This is a genomic window from Acinetobacter sp. 24-47-67, from assembly GCF_056779735.1.
Genome location: NZ_JBWYIK010000001.1, coordinates 454,399 through 479,354, shown reverse-complemented (window position 1 = coordinate 479,354; position 24,956 = coordinate 454,399). Strand labels below are relative to the sequence as shown.

The following is a 24,956-nucleotide window of genomic DNA, read 5'->3' as shown; positions in this document are numbered from 1 at the left end:
TTCCCGCTTTTTTAATTTATGATCACAACACAATGTAATGAGGAAATTTTACATTGAAAGATGTTAGTGGTTACTTTATTAAAAACAAAAATATGCTGTGGTCATTAAGCGTATGTTTAATTGTTATTGTGCTCGCAATTATCATTTTAAACACGACGCTCGGATTGTTGGTTCATTATATTGATCCTTCTGAGTCCATTTGGTGGCATTTTCTCAGTCCATATATGATGGTGCTATTGATTAGCATTATCGGTGGTTCTGTCGTTTATGAGTTTTATGTCTTCCGCTCTGGTGGTCATACGCTCGCAAAACAATTGAAAGCACGACAACTCACTTTTATTGAAAGTACTCCAGAAGAAAGTACAGCGCTTAGGCTTGCTGAAAAATTAGCACATCGTTTCTCAATTGATACACCTACACTCTATGTCTTACCCGATGAAATAGGGGTTAATGCACTGACTGCGGGTTTTCATCCCAAAGATACTGTGATTATTCTGACTTGGGGGGCGCTACAAAATCTCGATGAGTTAGAGCTTTATGGATTGTTGGGTCATGAATTCCATAAAATTTTATCGGGTGAAACTCGAGAAAATACTCGTCTTAAAATTTTATACAGTGGGTTAATTACCTTTAGTCAATGGGGCAGTAAAATCGCGAAGCAGGGATTTCGACGTAATCGGGATCAATTGAGAGATAGTTTGGAAACAACTTTTGTGGCGATCGGTGGAGTCATATGGTTAATTGGTAGTTTAGGCGTCTTTATTACGCGTCTGATGAAATATATTACTTTGGGTAGTCGAACATTGTATAACGATGCAATGACAAGACAATTATTGAGTAGTAATGCAAATATTCAAACCTTATTAAGAATCTATGTTCATCACGCAGGATCACAGATTCATAGTGAATATTCTGAAGCTATTTCTCATATGTGCTTTGCTAACTCACTTAGTCCTCAAAGTTGGTTGAATATCCAACCTTGTATTCAAGATCGTATATATGAATTAAATCCGAATTTACTTGAAGATATTCAATTAGAAAATTTACAAAAATTACGAAATCAACCACTATTTAGTTTAATGCGTTCTTTAGAGGAGTCTATTGCTGAAGAATATAATCCATGGATGTCACCACAGCCACTTCCATTATTAAGATTATCACCGATCAGCTTTGCAATTAAGGATGCCATCAAACCCTTAAATAGTGAAGTTAGACAGCAGATGAAACGTCCAGAACTCATTCAAAGGGCTTTGCAAACTTCGACTGGTGCGCGTGAAGTGATGGTTGCGATTTTAATGATTCGGCAGTACCGTGAATTTATTCCTTCGGATGCGCCTGTGAGTCGTGCAATTGTCGACTCACTGTTAAATATAGATGGTCGAGTGCATATTCAAATTTTTCATGAGGCATGTAAGCAGTTGGGAAATATGCCTGCTACAAGTGCGCGTCAGTTTATTACTAAATTGGCTAAAATTATTCAAGAAGATGGTGAAATTGGGCTTTTGGATGCTTTACTGATTGAAAAGGTGAAGTCTCAACTGGATTTATTGCCAATACATCGTCCAACCTCAATTGAGGATGCTAAGCCGCAAATTGTTAGGCTAATAGATGCGTTATTACATGTTCAGCAGTTAAATACTGCTAATCAGCTTGAAGTTAGAACCCAAATCTTAGAACGAATTTTAACTCGTGATGAAATTGAATTTTATGAAGAAATTTCAGATGAACCTATCGACTTAGGTGAAATTCTTAATGATATTGCTGGATTGTTGCTGAGAGATCGGTTGAGTATTTTGGGTGTTGCTGAATTATGTTTATGGAATGATCGAATCATTACACAAGATGAGTTAGATGTACTTGAATTATTATATTGGCGACTTGGATTTGAAAGTGATGAAATTGTGGATCAAATGCATAAGAAAAATAGCGTCATTATTGTTTAGCTATCAATGCATTCTGAATTTAAAAGGTGCAAGGATATTAATGCGTCAGAAATGAAATTAAGTTATGATTGTTTGCGGATTAAAAGTTCAGTAAAAGATTAAAAAAGTGGGTAGAATACCCAGCCCTCATGCCAGTCCATCTGTAATGAATGTGAATATGTTAGAGCATCAAAGAAGCCTCTTAGCTGTGATGGGAATCGATATATGGATTCCACAAAATACGGCACAAACACGTCATTACAAACCTTCCTTATATCGCGATCAAGTTGAAGAAAATCATCCAACAGATGTATCTTTTCCTGAATTTGCGCAAGCTCAATTAGAACAGTTCATCACAAAACCAGCTTCACAAGCTGAACAGCTAAATAAAGATGATTCTTCGCTTCAGTTAAAAAGTAATCCAGATGGTGTGCAGCTTCCTCGAGAGTTTGTGGAAAATGACAAACAGTCTCAAGATGAAGTTGTTGAGCGTCAACCGCTTGTAATCGATGCTTTTGAAATTCAAGCGATGATCACTAAAACACATACTATTCTGCTAGATGCTACAGCGCTCACCACAGAACAAGAAAACTTATGGGTGAATATCCAGCGTAGTGTGAGTTCACAGTTTTACGATTTAAAATGGCCATTTAATTTCGCACAATTCCAAGATGGAAGAGGTGCTCAAGTATTTATACAGGGTTTTATCGATGCATTATCTGTTGATAAAAAAATATTGAGCTTAGGGTATTTGCCGCATATATCGACGACGCAGCATGTGCAGATTGCAAGCTTACAAGACATGATTGAGCAGCCATTGTTAAAGCGTCGCTTGTGGAACTTAATTAAAAATTAAATCGATACTGGATCTAAAGAGGGAGTTTTATGAAAAAAAAGGTTGTGGTATTTAGTCAGATAGATCCGAAAATATTAAATCAATTAGAATCGAAATATCAGGTCGTTCAAATTAATCCAAAACAGGGTGACATTAATGAGCAACTTTTAAGAGAAGTTGCGGATGCAGATGGGATGATAGGCGCTGGGCGTCGTTTAAATCAAGACAACTTACAGACCGCAAAAAAACTTAAAATTATTTCTTCGGTCAGTGTGGGCTATGATAATTACGACGTTGAATATTTAAAACAACAGGGTATTTGGTTGACCAATACGCCTCATGTGTTGACAGAGACGACTGCTGATTTGGCTTTTACCTTATTGATGAGTGCGGCTCGTAAAGTGACACATTTAGATTCTTGGACAAAGCATGGACATTGGACGCGTACCGCTGGTGTTGCACAATTTGGTCAAGATTTTTATGGGAAAACGCTCGGTATCATTGGCTTAGGTCATATCGGTGCTGCGATAGCTCGACGTGGTTTTTATGGATTTAATATGAATATTCAATACCATAATCGAAAACCATGTATAGAGCGAGCTGAGCCTTTAAAGGCGAAATATTGTGATCTTGATACTTTACTTTCAACGTCTGATTTTATCGTCATTGCAGTCGATTTAAATGAGCAATCGAAAGCGCTGATCGGTCAAGCTCAATTTGAGAAAATGCGAAAACATGCTGTGTTTGTGAATATTGCCAGAGGATCAGTTGTGGATGAGTCGGCCTTGATTGAGGCGCTTGAAAATCACAAAATTTTTGCTGCTGGTTTAGATGTTTATCAGAAAGAGCCGCTCCAAGAATCACCATTGTTTCAATTGGAAAATGTAGTGACATTGCCGCACGTAGGTTCGGCGACAGCAGAAACCAGAATGAAAATGGCAAATCTTGCTTATGATAATCTGGTAAAAGCCTTAGATGGGGATGAGCCTCAATATATTGTGAATAAGTAAAGTCTGTTGAGCATGATAATAAACGTAACAGTTCATCATTAATCTTCACATTATTCAATGTTATAGTCGATGAAGTACACGTTTAGGAATACAGGTTTGAAGAAGATCATTTTGGCTTTATTGATAGCGAGTTCGAGTTTTTCAGCGGCGGCTGATGAACTCTACAATGCCAATAAAATTCAATTTGAAGTGCCTGATATTAATAGTGGTGTTGGATTTATCGATCAACAAAAAGAAAAAATGATCGGTGAAAAAGTCTATCGTCAAGTACAGCAACAACTTCCAGTGTTAAACAATGTTTGGTTGGAAGATCAATTTATGGCTGTATTCCGAAAAATTATTGCGCAAACACAGTTGGGTCAACCAATTGCTTTGGTGATTGTAAACGATCCGCAAATTAATGCCTTTGCTGTACCTGGCGGTTTATTTGCATTGAATAGCGGATTAATTACGTCGGCAAAGAACATGGATGAAGTTGCGGGTGTGGTTGCTCATGAGGTGGCACACGTCTCGCAAAGACACTATAGCCGTTCTCAAGAGGCTTTTAAAGGGCAGGGATTGCTTGCACTCGCTGGTATCATAGTAGGTGCTGCAATTGCATCACAAGCTGATGGTAATGCAGGTGCTGCCCTGATGATGGGAACTCAAGCTGCATTGGTGGATCGACAGTTAAGTTATAGTCGTAATCAAGAGCGTGAAGCAGACCGTATTGGAATGCAATTGATGTATCGTGCTGGATATAACCCGTACAGTATGTCTGAGTTTTTTGAAACCATGAATCGTGCGACTCCAAAAATTAGTTATCTTCCTGATTTTTGGTTAACACATCCTTTGACTACTCAGCGTATGAGCGAGGCTCGATTACGTGCAGATCAACTTCCTAAAGTTCCATATAGCAACACACTCTCTGAGTTTGATCAGATCAAGTGGTATACCGCAGTTGTGACCAATCAAACCAACGAGGAACAGTTAAAGGGAGTGGTGAGAGCAAATGCATTGGCTGGAAGAATTGCACTGTCTGCTTTTTATTTAAAGCGTGGTGATTTTGATCTAGCACAAAAAGAAATTGAGCTTGCTAAGAAAGTCCAGCCAAATCATCAGCTTATCGCGCTTATTCAAGCAGATATCTACTTGGCGACCAATCAATTTGATTCTGCGCAGGAAACGATATTGGTGCGCCAACGAATAACACCTGAAAATCGTGCTTTAAGTTATAAATTAGCTGAAATTTATATTCGACAGGGAAATTTTGTTGCTGCTGAAAGGTTGGCGAATAAATTTATCCAAATCAATAATCGTGATACGCAAGCATGGTTCATTCGACAACAAGCGGCAAATTTAGATATTAAAAATCCTTTACGTACTGTAAATGTATTGCGATATCGGGCTGAAGTTGAATATTGGAAGGGAGCGGAAGAGAATGCGATTCGCTCACTCATTCATGCTCAGCGTTTAGCCAAGGAAAATAACTCTATGAGTGCAGTCATCAATCAAAGACTGCGGATGATGCAGGATGAGCGTCAACAAAAATTATAAGAGGTTTAAATGATAAAAGGTCAATGCTTATGTGGAAAGGTGCAATATATTTATCATGGTGATCTTGAGAAAAGTATCTTGTGCTATTGCAAGCGCTGTCAGTTGGCTCAAGGCGGTTTTGCTGCATGGAATAGCCCGATCCCGCTTGAAAACTTCGAGTTAATTTCTGGTGAAGATGTGCTTAAGTCTTATTTTCATACCGAGTTAAAGGCAAGAGTATTTTGCGGTGAATGTGGAAGTCCTTTATATTCACATCGGCTTGATTTACCAGGCGTTATACGTTTAAGGCTCGGTTCTGTGGTTGAAGGGAAAATACCGCCACCTTATGAAGAGTTTTTCCAGGAATACAAACCTAACTTTATTGAAACTATTCATTCTTAATGGTTAGATTGTTTTAGAATGATGAATGAATAAATATTTTAAATTATGTGATTGAATCTAATAATGAAATTGCCACTATTTTTTATGATGTTGTTTGGGGTGGGTGTGTTCACTCATGCGGAAACACTTCCTGTTAAATTTACACAAGAGATTGAAGTTGTATCGCAAATATATAATGCCGATATGAGGCATTTTCTAAAAACACTAGCGCCAAATACAACACAGTTTAGTGTTGATCAGACTCAAAGATATTGTGTCATTGTTGGAACTTATGTCGATGGCTTTTATCAGGTGGTGGATAAATATCGAAAGGATTTACCATTTTCCTACTCTAGAATGAGTAAGCAGGATGTTGTTGTGAAAGTGAAGCAATCGAAAGAAATGCAGATTTTACAAAGATATAATATTCAATGTGAGCTTAAATAATCAGAAAGTGAAAAACTAAAAAGTATTGTTGTAATAATATCGGGGATACGTGATTTAGACTGGACTATTTAATGCCATTATTAAATAGACCAAATCAAACATAATACGAAAACTTAAGAAAGTTGAGCTTTAATTTTACTCGAAACTTGTGCAGGATCGGCACGTCCGGCTATGATCGGACGTAGAGAATTCATCACCTTACCCATATCTTTCATGCTAGTAGCTTGTTGCGCAGCAATCGTTTGCGCAATAATTGAATCAAGTTCTTCCTCAGTCATAGCTGCTGGTAGAAATTGAGATAAAACCTCAACCTCGGCTTGTTCCTTACTAGCTAAGTCTTGTCGATTAGCGCTTTCAAAAGCTTTAATCGATTCTTTACGTTGCTTGATTTGTTTTTCAATGACCGCGAGAACTCGACTATCATCTAGTTCTACGCGTTCATCGACTTCGATTTGCTTAATTGCTGCTTGGAGACTACGAATCACCGTTAACTTATCCATTTCTTTAGCACGCATTGTTGCTTTCAAAACGTCAGTAATTTGGTTTTTTAAAGTAGTCATTTATATATCCGAGCAGTCAATCACAAATTAATCTTAGTAAAGGCGAGTAGTACGTACTGATTCACGCGCCAATTTCTTTTGGTAGCGTTTAACAGCAGCAGCTTTTTTGCGCTTACGTTCTTGAGTTGGTTTCTCGTAGAATTCACGTTTACGAACGTCAGCTAAAACACCCGCTTTTTCGCATGAACGTTTGAAACGACGGATAGCTACGTCTACTGGTTCGCCTTCTTTCAATTTAACTTGTGGCATGAAGAATCCTCTAGTTTATGGATAAGACTAAGCACCGAATTGCGCTGAGTCACAAGTGAAGGTCAGTATTTTACTCATTTACATCTCATATCACAAGTCTATAATAGCTTTAGCAATATTTTGAAATGGGTTAAAGGCAATTTAATGATCGTTTTAGGCTTAGAAACGTCGTGTGATGAAACTGGTCTCGCACTCTATGACAGCGAAGTCGGCTTAAGAGGACAGGTGTTATATAGTCAGATTAAATTGCATGCTGAATATGGTGGAGTGGTACCCGAATTGGCGTCACGCGATCATGTTCGTAAATTAATTCCTTTAATCAATCAATTGCTTGAAGAAAGTCAAATCAAAAAATCTGAGATTGATGCAGTGGCTTATACACGTGGTCCAGGCCTAATGGGTGCACTCATGACCGGAGCATTGTTTGGTCGTACGCTTGCATTTGCGTTAAATAAACCAGCCATTGGTGTGCATCATATGGAAGGGCATATGTTGGCGCCTCTCTTATCAGCCACTCCACCGGAATTTCCGTTTGTCGCCTTGTTAGTCTCGGGTGGGCATACACAATTAATGGCGGCATATGATATTGGACATTATGAAATCTTAGGTGAGTCAATCGATGATGCAGCGGGTGAAGCATTCGATAAAGTTGCTAAAATGATGGGGCTGCCTTATCCAGGTGGTCCAAATATCTCTAAACTTGCTGAACATGGTGATGCCACTGCTTTTGAATTTCCACGTCCTATGTTGCATCAAGGTTTGGAATTTTCATTTAGTGGCTTAAAAACAGCGGTTTCTGTCCAAATGAAAAAATTAGGTGATGAAAACCGAGACGCTGATATTGCTGCGAGTTTTCAAGAGGCTATTGTTGATACATTGGTCAAAAAATCAGTTAAAGCATTAAAGCAAACTGGTCTTAAGCGTTTGGTCATTGCTGGTGGTGTGAGTGCCAATAAGCGTCTTCGTGAACGTCTTGAAGCAGATTTAGCTAAAATAAAAGCTCAAGTATATTATGCTGAACCAGCTTTATGTACGGATAATGGCGCCATGATTGCTTTTGCTGGATATCAACGCTTAAAAGCAGGACAGCATGATGGCTTAGCCGTGACAACGACGCCACGTTGGCCGATGACGGAACTCAAAAAACCGACTGAAGCATAGATGTTTGGTCACGATAAAAAAGAGGCTTATAGCCTCTTTTTTTATATTTACACTATTGAAAGAATTTGCATGTCTTCTGGTGAGAGTTGAAGATTCACTGCATTTGAAAATTGGGTAATTTGTTCAAGGTTTGTTGCACTGGCGATTGGTGCTGAAATATGCTTTTGCGCAAGTAACCAAGCCAAAGCTACCTCAGCAGGTGCCGCATTGTGGCGCGATGCCACTTCTCTGAGCTTATCTAAAAGGTTTAAGCCTCGCTCATCAAAATATTTTACAAGCGTATCTGCACGTTGACGCCCTTGAATATTGTCTAATGACGAATATTTCCCAGATAGAAATCCACTAGCCAGACTATAAAAACTTACTACACCAATTTGATGGCGTTCACAAATGGGTTGCAGTGTTTGTTCGAATACATCGCGATCGTAAAGATTATATTCAGGTTGAAGAACCTGATAATGTTGCACACCAATCTTTTGTGCAGCTTGAATAGAAGCGTCTAATTGATCAGCTGAAAAATTAGAAGTGCCATAGGCGCGAATTTTTCCTTGATCTTTGAGCTTTGAAAATACTGATAATGTTTCCTCATGAGGTGTGTTTTCATCAGGCCAGTGTGCAAAATAAAGATCAAGATAATCTGTTTTTAAACGACTAAGTGAGTCTTCAACTGCTTGCATAATCCATCGTTCAGATAAACCTTGATGGCCGGGAATCCCCATATCTAAACCGACTTTAGTAAATAGCACGATGTCTTCACGTTTACTTGGATTTTGTTTTAACCAATTACCAATGATTGTTTCTGACTCGCCACCATGATTGCCTGGTGCCCAAATGGAATAGAAGTCTGCTGTATCAATGGTGTTAAATCCACGCTCATACAGTGCATCTAAAATTTTGAAACTTTGTTTTTCATCAACCGTCCAACCGAATACATTTCCTCCGAATACGATGGGTGAGATGAATAAATCAGTTTGTCCAAGTTTTCTTTTTTGCATGAAACATCCTAAGTAGAATAATAAGACTTACTCTAGCTATATAGGATTCGTCTATTTATAGCTATCCAAATAATGTATAAACATTATCCAATGATTTTGACAAAAAAGAGGCAAAAAGCCTCTTTTTTAATTCTCTATGTATTCAAACTGAATTAGAAACGATAACCTGCGCTGATGTTGAACCCATCAAATTTAGCCCCATCAACTTTAGTGCCTTCATAACCGATATTGATCGCATATTGCGGAGCAGGGTTAATATTAATACCAACACCATATGCAAATGCTGTTTCACTTAGATCCATGTTTTCGTATATGTTCAAGGCGCGATATGAACTTTCAACTTTTGAATGCGCGATCCCGACAACACCATAAACACTGAAATTTTCATTGAGACGATATGCAGGGCCTGCTAGCAAAGAAAAATGCTTTACATCTGTATCTTGGCGTTCACCTGGTTCAATCCAAGTTTCATCACCAGTTTGATACGACATTGTTGCCATAACGCTTAAAGGAGTCTCGAGTTCATAGCGATATTGAGCGTGAACACCACGAATATCAAACGCATTTTCAATTTCAGACTGAGCATAACCCAATGAAACGGTATGTTGTTGGGCAAAAGTTGTCGTTGTTAAAGTGGTCATCGAGAGGATTAAACCCAATTTTAAAAATTTAGTTATCATGGCGCATGCTCATTATTTGTGATTTATTTATCTTTAAATGCAAAAAATGGTGATCATTTTTTGGCAAACTTTATTGTACTGTCTATTTTTTTATTGTAAATAAAAACTAAACAAATAATTTTATTTGTATTATAAATGATGTGAGAATGTATTTATTGACTCGCAATTGAGTTTTTAAATTGTTCTTTTAATGCAATATAGTGGGAATGCTGTTTAGCTTCATCCCATTTCAATTTAAAAATTCGTGCTGCTGCAGCCTTAATAGGGTCTTCTTGTTGGCGTGGTAGTTCTTCACGCCCGTGAGCACCACTTAAACCTTTTTTGTCATTAGGTACAGGACCTTTATATTTTTTTCCACCTTTATGGTTTGCATAACGTCTCGCTCGGGTATAACCCATTTGTAAAAATTTACGAGCCATATCTGCACCGACAAAATCATCGACTGCTAAATATTCAAGAAAGAGTTGATAAATCTTATTAGAACTCTCTCTAGCTTTATCTTCATCTGCAAATTTCCAAAAGGGCAGAATTTCAGATTTGTAAGGTTCGACGAGTAATACACCCTGTTCACCACGACCAATTCGATAGAGTTCCGGTCTCTCTCTGAAATTAATTTTTTTAAAGTCCAAAGAGTAGTCAAAACTTTGAGAATAAACACGAGTGCTTCTATGTGGGATGGTATCAAGGTCGTTATGATTGTAAGCCATCACGTTCTCTTTTGTACTTTTAAAAAATATATTAGGTGATCTGAAATGAAAAACGATTATAGAATTGTGAGTGATATTTTAAAAATGTGATTATTTGTTTTAAAGAGATGCGCTAAACACGCCGAAAGATTGAAATTAAACTGTACGAGAAATCAAAACAACGAATTAGACTATGGACGATAGCGGGGCGAAATTAAGTTTTAAACTTAAAATCTAGCCGCCAAAAGTGATGAGACATGACGATGCTCTATAAGAAACATTTTGTCATATTAATTTTATGTCTATGGATTAATCTAAGCGATACGTATAAAAATAATTTTGGAAGTCTGATTGGATCTTATCATCATCATTTTTGGCTATCTATATGGTCGCAAATTTCATCCCAAAAAGTACATTGAACAAGTATTTTTTTTAGCCCTGATTTTATTTATATTTTTTTGCACTGTTTACGCAGCGCCAAACCTACTCGCATTAGAAAATCCTAAAGCTGTTTTGAACAAGTTAGTTTTTCTTGGAATCGGGGTATGCGTATTTACTTACTGGTTTAGTTCTCTATTTTATAAGAAGAAACAGCAGGAAAACAGTAAACGAGGCACAATCCAAATTAAGGACATCATTAAAATATTGACAGTGTATCTTTTGCTTAGTTTGGTGTTTGTGGGAGGGATCTTCACTTATCGAATGGATTTAATAGATGAGCAAATAGCTTTAAGTATTCAAAACGTGCTTATCTACATTATTCTATTTTTGATCGGAGTTTTTATATCAGCCTCTAACATCAAAACATTGCAATGGCATGATTTTAAACTCCCAATCATAATGGTATTGGCAAATACAATATTTGCCTGCTTTATGCTGATAATTTGGAAGGAAAGTGCTGTATTGCTTTCTGGATTCGGTTGGGCAAGTCTGTCTGCTGCGATGATTTCACAAAAACTAAATCCCTTATTGGCAGTTCAAGCCTTAATTGTGGATATGATCCGAGGATTGATTTCCATCATTTTTCTACAGCTTTTTGGAAGACATCGACCACAAGCAGCAATTAGCACCACAGGTGTACTGTCCTGTGATGCATTCTTACCGATGATTAAGCAACATTGTGGTGAGCAATATGTGCTAGATGCGTTTAAAGCGGGACTATTGTTGTCGCTGTTTTGTCCATTGAATATATTTATTGCGATTCATTTTACCCAAAGTATGACAAGTTAAACGGTAAAACACCTCAAAGACAGTGATTTTCGCAATCACTAACATGCCATCACCATTGATATATCCGGCATTGTGATTCAAAAAAAATGCAGCATCCTCATTCATATTATCGTGTTCGTGCTTACAACCGCGTGTTCCTCCAAGACCATCGTTATAAATAAAAACATGGCCAGATTTTGAAAGTTGATAATTGAATTGCTGAGAGAATAGGGTGCAAAGGTCTTGCATTTCTGTATTGTTATCGAGGTTTAGGCGAGTAGGCCATGTATTTTTTTTGAAAGCATATCGTGTAATTGCACGATAACTTGAGGGATGTAAACACACAGCAAAAAAATATGATGGTGCTGGATGGCGGAGCATTTGAGAAATAATGAAATAAATATATTGGAATTTTAACAGATTTGATTTCCGATAAGTGCTAAGAAGACCGGCTTGACCGCGAAAAACATTCATTGTCTTGTCATTCTTTTTAATTTCATAACGTTGCATACATAAAAAACCAACAGGTTTTTCTTCATCAAAATAGATCAAAACCCGTTTGCTTGCAGCATCATCGGGGGCATAGGCTTGCGCAATGTCATTCAAATCACAACCCTCTGGTGTCATGAAGATCGCTTGATGAAGCGTTTTTAATATATTTTGAACTTCTGGGAATTGTGTATGTTGGTTACTATATTTTTTAATTTGAAGCATGGATGCACCCTTTTTCTATAATTATTTGCGTCCCTCATACTATTTTTGAATTGTTAAGTTTGGGTTACATTAATTTTTTCGAAAAACAAAAAATGGTTGTTATGTTATATTGTTTTAAATTTAAATTATTTTTTTTAATTCTTATTTAGTTAATAAATTTTATTTAAATTAATAGCTTAAAGTAATATTTGAGATTTTTTTTATTTAAATTTTTTTGATATCGATAGAGAGCAATGAGTTAAATTGTTAATTTTATCTTTATAATTATTCATGAATAATTTATTAACTTTTATCGTAATAAAAGCTAATTACTTAGATTAAAGAGTGAAAGTCGAGAAACTAAGATGTCATTCCATCTTAGTTTCTTATTGCAGAAGCTGATGTAAATGCTTAATCACGCTTTAATTGAGTAGAGCCGATCCAATGTTTTGAAAATTGGAATGCAGAACGACCTGAGCGTTGACCTCTGGCTTGGCACCAACGTAGCGCTTCAGCACGTACTTCAGGTGTCATTTCAATATCAGATTTTTTTAAGTAGTGCTCTACAATCTCTAAATAAAGATTTTGATCCATTGGGTAGAATGAAAGCCAAAGACCAAAACGATCAGACAATGAGATTTTTTCTTCGATCGCTTCTTGCGGATGTAATTCAGTATATTGAGGCACGTCCACTTTAGTAATCGGGGTGTTTTCATGCATAAATTCTGGGAGTAGGTGGCGGCGGTTACTGGTCGCATAAATAATAAAGTTGCCAGAACCTGACTCTAGTGAACCATCTAACACACTTTTTAAACTACGATAATTTTCGTCTTCAGCATTAAAGGCTAAGTCATCACAATACACGATAAATTTTTCGGGACGACCTTCAATAATTTTTTGTATTTCTGGTAGGTCTGACAGATTATCACGCTCAATTTCAATGATGCGTAAACCACGGTCAGCATATTTTGACAGTAAAGATCTTACGATAGATGATTTTCCGGTTCCACGAGATCCAGTCAATAAAATATCGTTTGCAGGTAAACCTTGTAAAAATTGTTCAGTGTTTTGCAGTATTTTTTCTTTTTGTTTTTCGATACCTTTTAAATCATCAAGATGAATTATTTTAGGTTTTTGAATGGGGATCAGCCGTTTATTTTGCCATTTGTATCCTAGTGCTGAGAAATCAATTTCCTGACTCGGTTCAGATAATGTGTGATTAAGTTGGTCAATAAGTTGAGAAATTTTTGTTAACAGTTGATCTGGTAGTTCTAGAGTCGCCATAGGTATTCGTGAAATACAATTCAATAAAATCAAGTTTAATCTACATGATGACGACAGCGATGTGAACTGATCTAAGGGATAAATCTATGATGACTGGTCGATACAAGAAATAAATTTTATTAAGTTGATTATTTTCTGCTTTTTTTGCATAGTTTAAAAACTGAACAAAACTAATTGAACTAATAAAAATCAAAGGACTAGCTCAATGATTTTAGGCACTCGTAGTCAAATTAATCCGCATCAAGCGTATCGAATTAAAAAAATGCAACATGAGCTTGAACGTGCGGAGAGCTATGAAGAGTGGAAAGACATTGCCTTAAAGCTGGATGAGGAGACGGGCGCTCAGGAATGGAAGTTTGATAATACTTCACCCTATTTTGATGCTGAAATTATATCGCATCGTTTAAATCTCTTACGCCGTTACAAGCTGAATCATCGTGTAATTGATCTGATCTATATTTTGCGAGAAGGCCTGAGTCATGATGTCGCCAATATTGGTCATCCTATGCTGTTCACACAAACATATATTGGCACTAAAAAACTTATTGAGGACTATATTGAAGAGGTTTCACAGAGTTTAATTTATATCGCTTCAGATGAATGTTCAGGTTTGACACATCAAGAAAAATTTGATTTTTTTAAAAATTGTCAACTGACCTATGGTCAACCAGCAATGATGTTTTCAGGTGGGGCCTCATTAGGTTTGTTTCATACAGGCGTGTGTAAGGTGCTGATGGAACAAGATTTGATGCCGAAAGTTTTATCAGGTTCGAGTGCTGGTGCGTTAATGACGGCGATGTTAGGCGTTTCTAATCAAAAAGATATTGATCAGCTGCTGACAGGAGAGAGCTTTTATAGCGAGGCATTCCATTTTAGAAGTTTCAAAGAGTTGCTTAGAGGAAATGGTGGTATTGCTGATGTGCGATATCTTAAGAAATTTTTAGTGGAAAATTTAGGGGACTTAACATTTCAAGAAGCGTATGAAAAGTCTGGACTTGATATTAATATCAGTGTCGCACCTTATGATGTCGCTCAGGAAGATGCTCGTATCATGAATAAATATACTGCACCAGATTTACTGGTATGGAGTGCAGTATTGGCATCATGCGCGGTTCCTATCTTATTTCCTCCAGTACGACTGACCAGTAAGCGTTATGATGGGGTGCATACACCATACTTGGCAAGTATTCGTTGGGTGGATGGCAGTGTGAGAAGTGATTTTCCACAAGAAAAAATGGCTCGTCTTTACAATATTAATTACACCATTGCCAGTCAGGTGAATCCACATATTGTGCCATTCATGCAAAGTGATGCGGAGCGTTTTAGAACAGATCTACTCAGCTGGCCGCAACGTTTAGTGCGTAAACATGGTAAAACGATTGCAATGGATGTCATGAATTTCACTCGTGACCGAATGGGCAGTGTGCCGACGATTAGACGACTATTGGATCACGGTTATGGTATTGTTGATCAGCGTTATTATGGTGATTTAAATATTGTAGGTAATTATAGTCTGCGACATTATCATTATATGTTACAAAATCCGCGACCTCATTTGTTTAAAGTCCTTCAAAGAGAAGGGGAACGGGCAACTTGGTCAAAACTGTCCAGTATTGAAACACATGCGCGTATAGGAAAAACCATTGAACATTGTTTGGATATGCTGACGCAACTGAAACAGCAAAATGAATCTCTTAAAAAACAATCTACAGTGGCAAACCATTCAGCCTCTGCTCAGGCAACCAGTTAATTCTGAACAAAGTCAGCAGTATGGTCGTCTAATTTATTGTATCGAAATAGACGACCAAACGTATTGGGTTAAGCGACAACAGCAGGGTATCAGTTCACAGCATGAGCAGTGGTTCGACAATGAGATAAAACACTACCAATCACTCAGTACTCGCTCTTCAAAGATCTTAGTGCCGTTTGAGATCGTGTATGACGAAAACAGTAGATTCAATACACCTACATCAAAACATGATTCTTCATCATTGATTCTGATTGAAAATGCGGCGCCGCTATTTGAAGTAGAAAATTCTGTCTATACTCAAATGCAGACCTTCCCACACAATGAGTTTTCAAATGTGGTCAATTTATTATTACATAGTCTAGATGCATTACTATCGATTCATGAGCAAGGATTGGTCCATGCAGATATCAAAAGAGAACATTTTAGAATATTGAATGGTCAACCCAAATTAATTGATTTTGAACAGATGTTTCACTTTGAGTGCCATCCTCAAGTTTCTACACATGGAACACCAAGGTATATGGCGCCTGAGTTGTTTCATGGTGAGTCAAAATCACAAGCATCAGATATATATGCACTCGGTATTATTTGGTTAGAATGGTTAAATCAGTACTCAATCCGTAAAAAAAGCTATATAGATTGGGCAAAATGGCATTGTCAGCAATTAAAAGTTGAAATTATTAGGCCTTTTTCTGACTTAACACCAGTACTCCAGCAGATGTTGATGAAAAATAAATCACAAAGATTGGATAATATTTATCAATTAAAACAGATATTAAGCGAATTTGTCTAAAGAAAAACCAGTAAAATGGATAATTGTTTTATATTTAGTCAAACAATAAGGTTTTTCAAAAAAAGGGCTTGTCATGAGATAATGATCTCTATAATATACACAGCCATCGGGGACGTGGCGAAATTGGTAGACGCACTGGATTTAGGTTCCAGCGCCGCAAGGTGTGAGAGTTCGAGTCTCTCCGTCCCCACCAAGTAATTTACTAGGTGGAACGACTGAAGTAAGTGAAATAGAGGATTGGTGTAATGGTAGCATGACGGTCTCCAAAACCGTTCGTCAAGGTTCGAATCCTTGATCCTCTGCCAAGTTTTATGAAGCTCAGTAATATAATTGAGTATTCAAAGGGGACGTGGCGAAATTGGTAGACGCACTGGATTTAGGTTCCAGCGCCGCAAGGTGTGAGAGTTCGAGTCTCTCCGTCCCCACCATATTAAGGCAAGGTTTGATACCTTGCTTTTTTATTGCCTATATTTTTATATAAACAAGACCAAAATATACAAACAAAAAAAATCGCCCACAAAGAGGCGATATTAATATTAAGATGATCTATTTAGTATTCATTCCGTTGAATTAAGGTGAGATTAAGCTTTTAAGTGATCCTCGAATTCTTCACCTAATTGCATTGCTAGAGTATTTCCAGATAAGTCACATGTCACTAAACCATATTCTTTTTTAAAACTGAAAGTGAAGCCTTGGTTATCCTTTAAATTTCGAACGGAATACCCTAATTTTTCTAACCAAATTCTGAATGCAATTAAATTTTTTGCTTTGACCACTTTCTTCATGAGACAACTCCTTTGACTAATGAAATATTAATAAGGTTAATGATGTTCTTTTTAAAGGGCTTTAACCTAAATTAATGTAAATATATTTTAATTCTATAAATAAGTATATATTTCATGCGATTGAAAGAAGAAATTTGATCAATTTTTTATGAAGTGTTGAAGTAAAGAATAGAAAATTTTATCTGAAAGGGATAAAAAAACTGAGCGAATATCGCTCAGTAATAAACACCTGTAATTTGAATAGATAATGCTAAATTTAGAAATTATCTTTCATTTCCCGAATACGTTTAAATTCTTCAGCACTGTTGACGCGCAAGAAAGGATTGGTCTCAAGTTCAATTTCAATGGTGGAAGGTAAGGTTATTTGATTTTGATCTCGAAGTTTCTGAACTTGCTCAAATCGTTCTTGCAATGCCTTATTCTCAGGTTCTACTTGTAAAGCGAATTGTGCATTTGAGAGCGTGTATTCATGGGTACAGTAGACTTGAGTTCTTGGAGGGAGCGCTGAAAGTCGGTTAAGTGATTGATACATTTGTTCAGCTGTTCCTTCAAAAAGGCGTCCGCATCCCATTGCAAATAAGGTATCTCCACAGAATAAACTGTCGATTTCATCTGCAAATATTGCGATATGACCTAAGGTGTGGCCAGGAACAGCGATGACGTCAAGCTTTAAGTCATTAAAATAAAATTTATCATCATGATTGAGTGGACAACTGATAAATGGAATTTTAGATAATTCTTCGCGTGGACCATAAACTTCAATATTTTTTTCCGCGATTAACTCTGGTACACCACCAATATGGTCTTTATGCCAGTGGGTAAGCCATATTTGCTTAAGTGTTAAACCATTCGAGTCACAATAGTTGACCACCAAATTGGCTTCTGTAGGGTCTACCACTGCAATTTCTTGGGTTTCAGTATCTTCAATAATCCATATATAGTTTTGTAGCGCATTGTTAACATCAATTACGCGAACTTGATAACGCATCCTAAACGATCCTAAAGCATGTGACTTATTTGATCTCATCCTAGATCAAGCTTATCAAATTGTAAAATTCACCCAAATTTTAAACAGCGATGTATTGTAAATATTGATTTCGAATTTGATGAGGTGCATTGTTGTTAGCTTAAGATTATATGATCTGATGAACTAATTTCGAGTAAAAAGTAAATGATGATAAAAGTGAGATTGAGTGCTTGCATCAGCGCAGTGATGAGTTAGATTGTTCTTGTTGGTTGTATGCAGAACTCTCAAGTTGGTCAACTGCAAAAGTCTCAATTATACGAGCGTCCAAGCAGCTGTAAGGTCAATGAGACAATCGAACGTAAAGCGGTTCCTCAAACACCCAACCAAATGAGCCTTCCGAGTTTTGGGCAAGGGGTTATCGGTTGGGCAACAGGGCCAGAAGGTGCTCAAGCACGCTTAGAAAGTGTATCTAAGCAAGACATTCATCAGTTTAAAGCTCAAGGTGTTAGTTTGGAAATGATACGCGAATGGCAAGCGTTTTATACGCATGAAGCAAAGCGTAATCCATGCAATCCGACTGCGCCGTTACGTGCGCAATTAATGGAAAAAATCGCTTCACTTTGGATGGATTGATATTAAAAAAGATCTCAGTTGAGATCTTTTTTTAATTTACTATCGCATTTTGGCGAGTTTTTCGCCTGTCATTTGCACCAATTGTACTAATACTAAAAGAACAATGACGGTGAGTATAACGACACTGGTATCAAAGCGTTGATAACCATAGGAGATCGCAAGATCACCAATGCCGCCTGCACCGACAGCGCCAGCCATGGCTGTTGCACCAATTAAGCTGATTGCAGCTGTAGTTAAATTGAGAATGAGGGAACTGCGTGCCTCAGGTAGAATAAACTTGAAAATAATTTGTAGGGGTGTTGCGCCCATAGCTTGCGCTGATTCCACGATGCCTTCGTTGACTTCAAGGAGTGAAGTTTCAACCAGACGACCAATATAAGGTCCTACATAAATGGTTAAAGGAACAATAGCTGCCCATGTCCCAATCGAAGTACCCACAATCATTTTTGTCAGTGGAATAACCGCGATCAGGAGGATAATAAACGGGAGGGAACGTAATGCATTCACAATAGGGTTTAATCCATAGTAAATCACACGATTGGCTAAAATCCCGTTTGGTCGTGTAACAAGTAGGGTTATCCCTTGAATTAAACCCCAAATCGTACCGAATAGCATTGCAAAGAAAACCATATGAAAAGTTTCTTGCAGGGCTGTCACAAATTGATCAATTGAAAGTGAGCTTTTCCAAAAAGGTTCAGTAATTTCGGTTAGCCATTGAACAATCATATCTCTCATGCACGTACTCCTGATTGCTCAACTTTAACGCCATGTTGTTGGAAAAAGCTGATGGTTTCTTGAATAATGACTGGATCACCCAGTAATTGCACAAACATTTGCCCAATCACAGCACCATTAATTTCGGTCATGTTGGCAAATAAAATATTGAGACTAATATCAAATCGTTTAATGGCAGCTTGCACAACAGTTTCTTGGGCCGAAGTACCTAAGAACTGCAAGCTATAAATACTGTGGTGATTTTGATTTTCTAAGTTATTTAAAATATTGATAGGTAATTGCTGCTGTAAAACAGTTTGAATAAATGTTTTGGTCGTCGGGTGTTGAGGTTGACTAAAGATATCGAGAGTACTGCCGTGTTCAATCACTTTGCCTTGCTCCATAACTGCAACAAAGTCGCAAATCGACTCAATAACATCCATTTCATGCGTAACCATAACAATGGTGATTCCTTGCTCTTGATTAATTTTTTTCAAAAGGGCAAGTACAGACTTTGTCGTTTGAGGATCAAGCGCTGATGTTGCTTCGTCACAGAGTAGAATTTTTGGATGATTGGCAAGTGCCCGAGCGATACCTACACGCTGTTTTTGACCACCAGAAAGCTCATCTGGAAAAGCATCACGTTTATGTTTTAAATCGATAAACTCAAGTAGCTCATCTAAGCGTTTTAGACGCTCAGCTTTACTCCAGCCAAGGAGTTTCATTGGCATTTCAATATTGGCTGCAACGGTTTTGGTTTGTAGTAAATTGAAATGCTGGAAAATCATACCAATATTGGCGCGTTCTTGACGTAATTTTGAAGCGCTCAAAGCAGTGAAATCTTGACCGTGGATGATCATTTGACCTTGATTGGGTCTTTCTAGTAAATTGATCAAACGGATCAGTGTACTTTTACCTGCACCACTATAGCCTATAATTCCGAAGATACTTCCATCTGGAATCGTCAGATTAATATTGTCTAAGGCGTGAATAGTTTGGCCTTTAAGCTGATAATGTTTACTAATATTTTTAAATTCAATCATAACGTCAAGAACTATTAAAAATGAAAAACAGGCAAATTAAATTTGCCTGTTAAAAATACAGAAGTCTAGAATTATTGAACTTCTGTGAGATATGTTGTTGGTTTATCAACATTAACCTTAGTGCCACCAAAGTTTTCTTTCACATATTGCTTAACTGCATCTGTATGATATAGCTGACCTACCTTTTGTAATACAGGATCATTCTGACGGCCTTCAGCTACAGCCAGTACATTCACATTCATTTTTGTACTTTGATCGATTGGCTCGTAGTAGATCGCATCTTTTAATACGTTCAAACCACCTTCCATTGCTAAGGTGTTGCCTAATACAATGGCATCCACTTCATCTTTCACACGTACCGCAGTTGCCATTTGAATCGGTTTGATGGTGATTTGTTTAGGATTCTCAGTTACATCAGAAGTAGTGCCTTTGACATTGTCAAATTGAGGTTTTAACTTTACTAAACCAGCAGATTGCAATAATAAAAGGGCACGTGATTCATTAGCACCATCGTTTGGAATTGCGATGGTCGAACCTGTTTTGAAATCATTTAGATTTTTAACTTTGCTTGAGTAAATCCCCATTGGCTCAAGATAAGTCGTAGATAATGGCGCAATTTTTTGAGTATTGGCATCATTGTATGCAACCATATATGCATATGATTGGAAGGCATTGATATCAATCTCTTTATTGGCTACCGCAGTGTTCATTGAAACATAATCAGTAAAGTTTTTAACATCTAACTTTAAACCTGCAGCTTCAGTTTCTGGCAATTTTGCAATGAACTTCCAGATATCTGCATCTGAACCTGTAGAAGCGATTGTAATGGTTTGAACTGAATCTTTATTCGTGTTGTTTGCAGCGGTTTCTGGAGCATCTTGTTTTGAGCATCCAGCGATACCCACTGATAGGCCCAAAACTAAACCAAGAATTTTCTTCATGATATTTCCTGAGTATGTTGAAACGATCTTCAACTTACATATGCAGTGAGGTGAATAGTGAAATGAACTGTCCTTGTTTCAAGAGCACTTCAAGCTATTCATCTGTTAGAGATAATTCGGTATTTAGCTATCAATTATTTAAGCATTGATAACAAAAAAGTTGGTTGATGATAACAATTTTTTTTTATTCAATATAGTGATGTTAATGAACTAGCTTAGCATAAAGCGTCATATACAATTTATGAGAATGTATAAATAAACTTTAAATATCATACTTATAATTTGAGTGTTTAAAATTAGAAAGACCCGTTATCAGCCGAACACCTTATAATGATTTAATATATCAATATGAAAAATATGGATTTAATTTAATTTAGAAATTTGCTTGGTAAGATCATTATTGTATTTCTGCCGATATTGGCTAGGGGGCATACCAAACCAACGCTTGAATGCTCGTCTGAAATTTGAGGCATCGTGATAATTAAGAAGCATACCAATTGTTTCAATCGTGAGTTGCGTATGCTCAAGAAAATAAGCACTTTGCTGTGCAAGCACCTGATCTTTGACTTCTTTAAAGGTTAAACCTTCTTTTTCTAAATGACGAGCTAAGGTTCGTTTGCTCATGAATAATGAAGCGGCAATCTCAGATTCATTTTTGGGATCTGATAAATGCTCAATCAGTATTTTTTTGACACGAAACTGATAAGTATTTTGGGGTGTAAGAAGTTCCTTAAGTACATTTTCACATTGTTTTTTTGCAATGAGATAGTTCTCCTGACTTGCTGAAGCATTCGGGATTTTACACACAGATAAAGGTATCTGAATGCCATCAAAAGATTGTGAAAATGCGAAATCACATTGAAAAATTTTTGTATAAGCAGCATGGTAAGCAGGTTTAGGATAGCTAAAAAGCAACTTCGCCTCAGTTAATGGCTTACCTAAAATAAATTCAGCACACTCTTTAAATACCACCATGCAAGACTCGATCATGCTTTGATATACAAGGGTGGAGCAATCGATATTAAATTGAATTTTACAATTCATCTGCTGATCACGCATTTCGAGAATGACTTCTGCAAATCCAATTCGAGTAGGTAGATAATGTTGAATCGCTTCAAGTGCAGCATAAAGGTTTGGGCAACTGTGCATCAAAAAGCCCATTGCGCCATGAGTCGTTGGTTTAAGGCGATGTCCAAGTTCTAAACCGAAGTCGGGAACATCTGCCATGTTCAATGCATTGTCAAATATACGAATAAAATCAGATGCTGAAATCCGGGAATCTTCCTGTTGAATAAATTCAGCAGTCAGAGATGTGTCATTCAATAAAGTTGGGAATACACGCAGCCCACCTCCCAATTGTTGCGCAATGATTCTGACATATGCGCAGGGAATCAATGCCCGAATTGCATTATCGTCCTGATTGCTATGTTCTATTCCTTTAGACATCATACATAAGTCCAGATAGCGTGATATTGATCATTCTTAAATCTAGCCTCATTAGAGCTGCTAATTTGAATAAAAAGAATGTCAAAAAATGACTTATTAATGTCAAAAAATGACCTGATTGTGTATTTTTAAAATTCTATGCTCAAACTTAGATCATCAGCTTAATGGAATAAAGGCTGAATATAAATTTAAAGATGAGATCACATAGGACACATTGTCATGAATAATTTAGTCAAAAAAATGAATGCTGTTCGAGTAGATTTGGTGAATTTTAGCGCTCGCTATATTCCCTTAGAAAATCATATCAAAGCTGCCCATGTGTACCATAAATTAAAAAGTAGCTTATTTAAGAATCCTGATTTTGATCAAATTGAAGAAACTCGACTTCCAGATCCAAATGTTTGCACCTTACAAGAGCTTGATGTCAGTAGCCCTTTTTTATACAAGCAAGGTGTATGGAAGGATGCTTTTAAACGATTACGGAAAGATGCACCGATACATTATCAATCAAACAGTTTATTTGGTCCTTTTTGGTCGATGACACAGTACGAAGATGTCATGTACGTTGATAAAAATCATCAGCTTTTCTCTTCAGAACCGATCATTATGTTGGGTGAGCAACCGCAAGGTTTAGAGCTTGAAATGTTTATTGCGATGGATCCACCGAAGCATGATATTCAGCGTAAAGCTGTGCAGGGGGTTTTCGTACCAAAAAACTTGAAAGACATGGAAAGCTTGATTCGGACACGTACCCAAGACGTACTTGATCACTTGCCTTTAAATGAAGCTTTCGACTTTGTAGATCGAGTATCAATTGAACTGACCTCAAGAATGTTGGCAACATTGCTAGATTTTCCTTACGAAGAACGCCGTAAATTGGTCTATTGGTCTGAAATTGCATCCTCATCACCAGGTACGACAGGCGGTACGATGACTATTGAAAATACTTTTGATGGTTTAAAAGAGATGGTGAGAGATTTGTCTCAACTTTGGCATGATAAGGCTGCACGTATAAAAGCAGGTGAGGCTTCAAGTTTTGACTTGATGAGTATGCTTATTCGGAGTGATGAGACAAATGATCTGATTCAGCGACCATTAGAGTTTCTGGGGAATTTGGCATTATTAATCGTAGGCGGGAATGATACGACTCGTAACTCGATGTCGGGCGGGGTTTACGCAATGCATTTGTTCCCTCAGGAATTAGGCAAGCTGAAGAATAATCCTGATCTGTTGCCTAATATGGTTAGTGAAATTATTCGTTGGCAGACACCATTGGCGTATATGCGCCGTGTAGCGACTCAAGATCTAATTTATAAAGGTCAGTATATCCGTAAAGGTGACAAAGTTGTTATGTGGTATGCGTCTGCTAACCGTGATGAAACTGTGTTTGAAAATGCGGATGAATTTCGTATTGACCGTGAAAATGTGAAAAAACATCTATCATTTGGTTATGGAATTCATCGCTGTATGGGTAGTCGTTTAGCTGAGATGCAATTGACCATTCTTTGGGAGGAGATTCTCAAACGTTATGACAGAATTGAAGTGCTTGAAACACCTGAGATTGTTCAGTCTAATTTTGTTCGTGGATATTCTAAGATGATGGTAAAGCTGCATCCTAAAGTAAATCAGGAATAAGGAAAAGCTCTTTCTAAGGGTTTAAGGACTACTTTAGATTATGATTTAACTATTTATTAATTATTGTGTATTTGTTGAAATGAATTGGAATGTTAGATATTGTTGCAAGCAATATAAATATTTTCAATAAATCCTAATATTAAGCACAATTTATAATTATGAGGTAGTGATGGGTAGTTACATTGAGTCTAATCTAGCTAGAGACGAAAAAATATTAGAAAGGGCACATGTGTCTTGGATGTCTCAAATTGGCTATATTATTATAGGGGTATTATTGTTACCTATGGCTGGAATTGGTCTAATTTTTATTTTAGTAGCTATTATTAACGTATGGACCACAGAGCTAGCTATAACGAATAGAAGGATTATTGCTAAAACTGGGTTAATTCGCCGTAATACAATTGAACTTAAAATCAATCGTGTAGAGAGTCTTGGTGTAGATCAAGGTATCCTAGGTCGCATATTTAATTTTGGTTCAATTATTGTTAGAGGAACTGGTGGTTCTAATGCCCCAATTCCATATATTGCTAAACCATTAGATTTTAGAAAATCAGTCAATCATTATCTTGATGAATTAGATGATAAAACAACAATTGAACTTTAAGAAATTAATTAAAAAACC

The 24,956-nt window shown here is 37.0% G+C and carries 26 protein-coding genes and 3 tRNA genes; 16 read left to right on the top strand and 13 right to left on the bottom strand.

Annotation, left to right across the window (positions count from 1 at the left end; all coding sequences use genetic code 11):
• The first annotated feature begins 53 nt into the window (after positions 1–53).
• The 6 genes from AC1M9K_RS02515 to AC1M9K_RS02490 all read left to right on the top strand — a co-directional run bounded on the left by AC1M9K_RS02515 (position 54) and on the right by AC1M9K_RS02490 (position 6,110).
• Positions 54–1,943: a M48 family metalloprotease gene (locus AC1M9K_RS02515; protein WP_035268759.1), complete on the top strand. Its 1,890-nt coding sequence runs from the start codon at positions 54–56 to the stop codon at positions 1,941–1,943.
• A gap of 106 nt (positions 1,944–2,049) precedes the next feature.
• Positions 2,050–2,778, top strand: a complete 729-nt coding sequence (locus AC1M9K_RS02510; protein WP_481588414.1) for a hypothetical protein — start codon at positions 2,050–2,052, stop codon at positions 2,776–2,778.
• 29 nt (positions 2,779–2,807) lie between these two features.
• On the top strand, positions 2,808–3,767 hold the full coding sequence (locus tag AC1M9K_RS02505; protein ID WP_481588413.1) for a 2-hydroxyacid dehydrogenase: 960 nt from the start codon (positions 2,808–2,810) through the stop codon (positions 3,765–3,767).
• Between the two features lie 96 nt (positions 3,768–3,863).
• Positions 3,864–5,303 (top strand): M48 family metalloprotease, encoded by a 1,440-nt coding sequence (locus tag AC1M9K_RS02500; protein ID WP_257227566.1) that lies wholly within the window; start codon positions 3,864–3,866, stop codon positions 5,301–5,303.
• Between the two features lie 9 nt (positions 5,304–5,312).
• Entirely contained in the window at positions 5,313–5,684 is a 372-nt protein-coding gene (locus AC1M9K_RS02495) for a GFA family protein (protein WP_481588412.1), read from the top strand.
• A 63-nt stretch (positions 5,685–5,747) separates the two neighbouring features.
• The gene (locus AC1M9K_RS02490; protein ID WP_035268745.1) at positions 5,748–6,110 is read left to right on the top strand and encodes a hypothetical protein; all 363 of its coding nucleotides are present in this window, start codon (positions 5,748–5,750) and stop codon (positions 6,108–6,110) included.
• A 113-nt stretch (positions 6,111–6,223) separates the two neighbouring features.
• On the opposite strand, the gene AC1M9K_RS02485 is transcribed toward AC1M9K_RS02490, so the two are convergent.
• Together AC1M9K_RS02485 and rpsU are read right to left on the bottom strand one after the other, a co-directional pair.
• The gene (locus tag AC1M9K_RS02485; RefSeq protein WP_035268744.1) at positions 6,224–6,670 is read right to left on the bottom strand and encodes a GatB/YqeY domain-containing protein; all 447 of its coding nucleotides are present in this window, start codon (positions 6,668–6,670) and stop codon (positions 6,224–6,226) included.
• Between the two features lie 33 nt (positions 6,671–6,703).
• Complete coding sequence (gene rpsU, locus AC1M9K_RS02480; protein WP_001136722.1) at positions 6,704–6,919, bottom strand: 30S ribosomal protein S21; 216 nt, start codon at positions 6,917–6,919, stop codon at positions 6,704–6,706.
• A gap of 144 nt (positions 6,920–7,063) precedes the next feature.
• Here rpsU and tsaD point away from each other — a divergent pair, with 144 nt between their 5' ends.
• Positions 7,064–8,080: a tRNA (adenosine(37)-N6)-threonylcarbamoyltransferase complex transferase subunit TsaD gene (gene tsaD, locus AC1M9K_RS02475; RefSeq protein WP_035268741.1), complete on the top strand. Its 1,017-nt coding sequence runs from the start codon at positions 7,064–7,066 to the stop codon at positions 8,078–8,080.
• 47 nt (positions 8,081–8,127) lie between these two features.
• Here tsaD and AC1M9K_RS02470 read toward each other — a convergent pair whose 3' ends face one another.
• The 3 genes from AC1M9K_RS02470 to AC1M9K_RS02460 all read right to left on the bottom strand — a co-directional run bounded on the left by AC1M9K_RS02470 (position 8,128) and on the right by AC1M9K_RS02460 (position 10,462).
• The gene (locus AC1M9K_RS02470; RefSeq protein WP_481588411.1) at positions 8,128–9,075 is read right to left on the bottom strand and encodes an aldo/keto reductase; all 948 of its coding nucleotides are present in this window, start codon (positions 9,073–9,075) and stop codon (positions 8,128–8,130) included.
• A 152-nt stretch (positions 9,076–9,227) separates the two neighbouring features.
• The gene (locus tag AC1M9K_RS02465) at positions 9,228–9,755 is read right to left on the bottom strand and encodes an Ail/Lom family outer membrane beta-barrel protein (RefSeq protein WP_092766154.1); all 528 of its coding nucleotides are present in this window, start codon (positions 9,753–9,755) and stop codon (positions 9,228–9,230) included.
• A 152-nt stretch (positions 9,756–9,907) separates the two neighbouring features.
• The gene (locus AC1M9K_RS02460; RefSeq protein ID WP_481588410.1) at positions 9,908–10,462 is read right to left on the bottom strand and encodes a DUF4385 domain-containing protein; all 555 of its coding nucleotides are present in this window, start codon (positions 10,460–10,462) and stop codon (positions 9,908–9,910) included.
• A 330-nt stretch (positions 10,463–10,792) separates the two neighbouring features.
• On the opposite strand from AC1M9K_RS02460, the gene AC1M9K_RS02455 reads away from it, so the two are divergent.
• Positions 10,793–11,671, top strand: a complete 879-nt coding sequence (locus AC1M9K_RS02455; protein ID WP_481588409.1) for a LysO family transporter — start codon at positions 10,793–10,795, stop codon at positions 11,669–11,671.
• On the opposite strand, the gene AC1M9K_RS02450 is transcribed toward AC1M9K_RS02455, so the two are convergent.
• Both AC1M9K_RS02450 and AC1M9K_RS02445 read right to left on the bottom strand, forming a co-directional pair.
• Positions 11,600–12,364: a hypothetical protein gene (locus tag AC1M9K_RS02450; RefSeq protein WP_481588408.1), complete on the bottom strand. Its 765-nt coding sequence runs from the start codon at positions 12,362–12,364 to the stop codon at positions 11,600–11,602. The two genes, AC1M9K_RS02455 and AC1M9K_RS02450, sit on opposite strands and share 72 nt — an antisense overlap.
• A 390-nt stretch (positions 12,365–12,754) precedes the next feature.
• Positions 12,755–13,627: an ATP-binding protein gene (locus tag AC1M9K_RS02445; RefSeq protein WP_481588407.1), complete on the bottom strand. Its 873-nt coding sequence runs from the start codon at positions 13,625–13,627 to the stop codon at positions 12,755–12,757.
• Positions 13,628–13,832: 205 nt separating this feature from the next.
• On the opposite strand from AC1M9K_RS02445, the gene AC1M9K_RS02440 reads away from it, so the two are divergent.
• From AC1M9K_RS02440 to AC1M9K_RS02420, 5 genes are all read left to right on the top strand, one after another.
• A complete protein-coding gene (locus AC1M9K_RS02440) occupies positions 13,833–15,377 on the top strand; it encodes a DUF3336 domain-containing protein (RefSeq protein WP_481588406.1) in 1,545 nt (514 codons plus the stop codon).
• On the top strand, positions 15,313–16,170 hold the full coding sequence (locus tag AC1M9K_RS02435; RefSeq protein ID WP_481588405.1) for a protein kinase domain-containing protein: 858 nt from the start codon (positions 15,313–15,315) through the stop codon (positions 16,168–16,170). Before AC1M9K_RS02440 ends, AC1M9K_RS02435 begins: the two co-directional genes overlap by 65 nt.
• A 108-nt stretch (positions 16,171–16,278) precedes the next feature.
• A tRNA-Leu gene (locus AC1M9K_RS02430) sits at positions 16,279–16,363 on the top strand.
• Positions 16,364–16,401: 38 nt separating this feature from the next.
• A tRNA-Trp gene (locus AC1M9K_RS02425) sits at positions 16,402–16,475 on the top strand.
• A 38-nt stretch (positions 16,476–16,513) separates the two neighbouring features.
• A tRNA-Leu gene (locus tag AC1M9K_RS02420) sits at positions 16,514–16,598 on the top strand.
• 153 nt (positions 16,599–16,751) lie between these two features.
• Here the strand turns inward: AC1M9K_RS02420 and AC1M9K_RS02415 are convergent.
• Both AC1M9K_RS02415 and gloB read right to left on the bottom strand, forming a co-directional pair.
• Positions 16,752–16,955, bottom strand: a complete 204-nt coding sequence (locus AC1M9K_RS02415) for a hypothetical protein (protein ID WP_035267651.1) — start codon at positions 16,953–16,955, stop codon at positions 16,752–16,754.
• Between the two features lie 256 nt (positions 16,956–17,211).
• Positions 17,212–17,943, bottom strand: a complete 732-nt coding sequence (gloB, locus tag AC1M9K_RS02410) for a hydroxyacylglutathione hydrolase (RefSeq protein ID WP_481588404.1) — start codon at positions 17,941–17,943, stop codon at positions 17,212–17,214.
• A gap of 252 nt (positions 17,944–18,195) precedes the next feature.
• Between gloB and AC1M9K_RS02405 the strand changes: the two genes are divergently transcribed.
• Positions 18,196–18,555 carry a DUF4951 domain-containing protein gene (locus AC1M9K_RS02405; protein ID WP_481588403.1) on the top strand — a complete coding sequence of 120 codons (360 nt, stop codon included), beginning with the start codon at positions 18,196–18,198 and terminating at the stop codon, positions 18,553–18,555.
• A gap of 39 nt (positions 18,556–18,594) precedes the next feature.
• On the opposite strand, the gene AC1M9K_RS02400 is transcribed toward AC1M9K_RS02405, so the two are convergent.
• The 4 genes from AC1M9K_RS02400 to AC1M9K_RS02385 all read right to left on the bottom strand — a co-directional run bounded on the left by AC1M9K_RS02400 (position 18,595) and on the right by AC1M9K_RS02385 (position 22,699).
• On the bottom strand, positions 18,595–19,290 hold the full coding sequence (locus tag AC1M9K_RS02400; RefSeq protein ID WP_035267644.1) for a methionine ABC transporter permease: 696 nt from the start codon (positions 19,288–19,290) through the stop codon (positions 18,595–18,597).
• A complete protein-coding gene (locus AC1M9K_RS02395) occupies positions 19,287–20,312 on the bottom strand; it encodes a methionine ABC transporter ATP-binding protein (protein ID WP_481588402.1) in 1,026 nt (341 codons plus the stop codon). Before AC1M9K_RS02395 ends, AC1M9K_RS02400 begins: the two co-directional genes overlap by 4 nt.
• Positions 20,313–20,383: 71 nt before the next feature.
• Complete coding sequence (locus tag AC1M9K_RS02390) at positions 20,384–21,253, bottom strand: MetQ/NlpA family ABC transporter substrate-binding protein (protein WP_481588401.1); 870 nt, start codon at positions 21,251–21,253, stop codon at positions 20,384–20,386.
• 363 nt (positions 21,254–21,616) lie between these two features.
• Positions 21,617–22,699 carry an AraC family transcriptional regulator gene (locus AC1M9K_RS02385; protein ID WP_481586976.1) on the bottom strand — a complete coding sequence of 361 codons (1,083 nt, stop codon included), beginning with the start codon at positions 22,697–22,699 and terminating at the stop codon, positions 21,617–21,619.
• 219 nt (positions 22,700–22,918) lie between these two features.
• Between AC1M9K_RS02385 and AC1M9K_RS02380 the strand changes: the two genes are divergently transcribed.
• Both AC1M9K_RS02380 and AC1M9K_RS02375 read left to right on the top strand, forming a co-directional pair.
• Positions 22,919–24,334, top strand: coding sequence for a cytochrome P450 (locus AC1M9K_RS02380; protein ID WP_481588400.1), 1,416 nt, complete (start codon positions 22,919–22,921; stop codon positions 24,332–24,334).
• Between the two features lie 169 nt (positions 24,335–24,503).
• Positions 24,504–24,938 carry a PH domain-containing protein gene (locus AC1M9K_RS02375; protein WP_481588399.1) on the top strand — a complete coding sequence of 145 codons (435 nt, stop codon included), beginning with the start codon at positions 24,504–24,506 and terminating at the stop codon, positions 24,936–24,938.
• Positions 24,939–24,956: the final 18 nt, after the last annotated feature.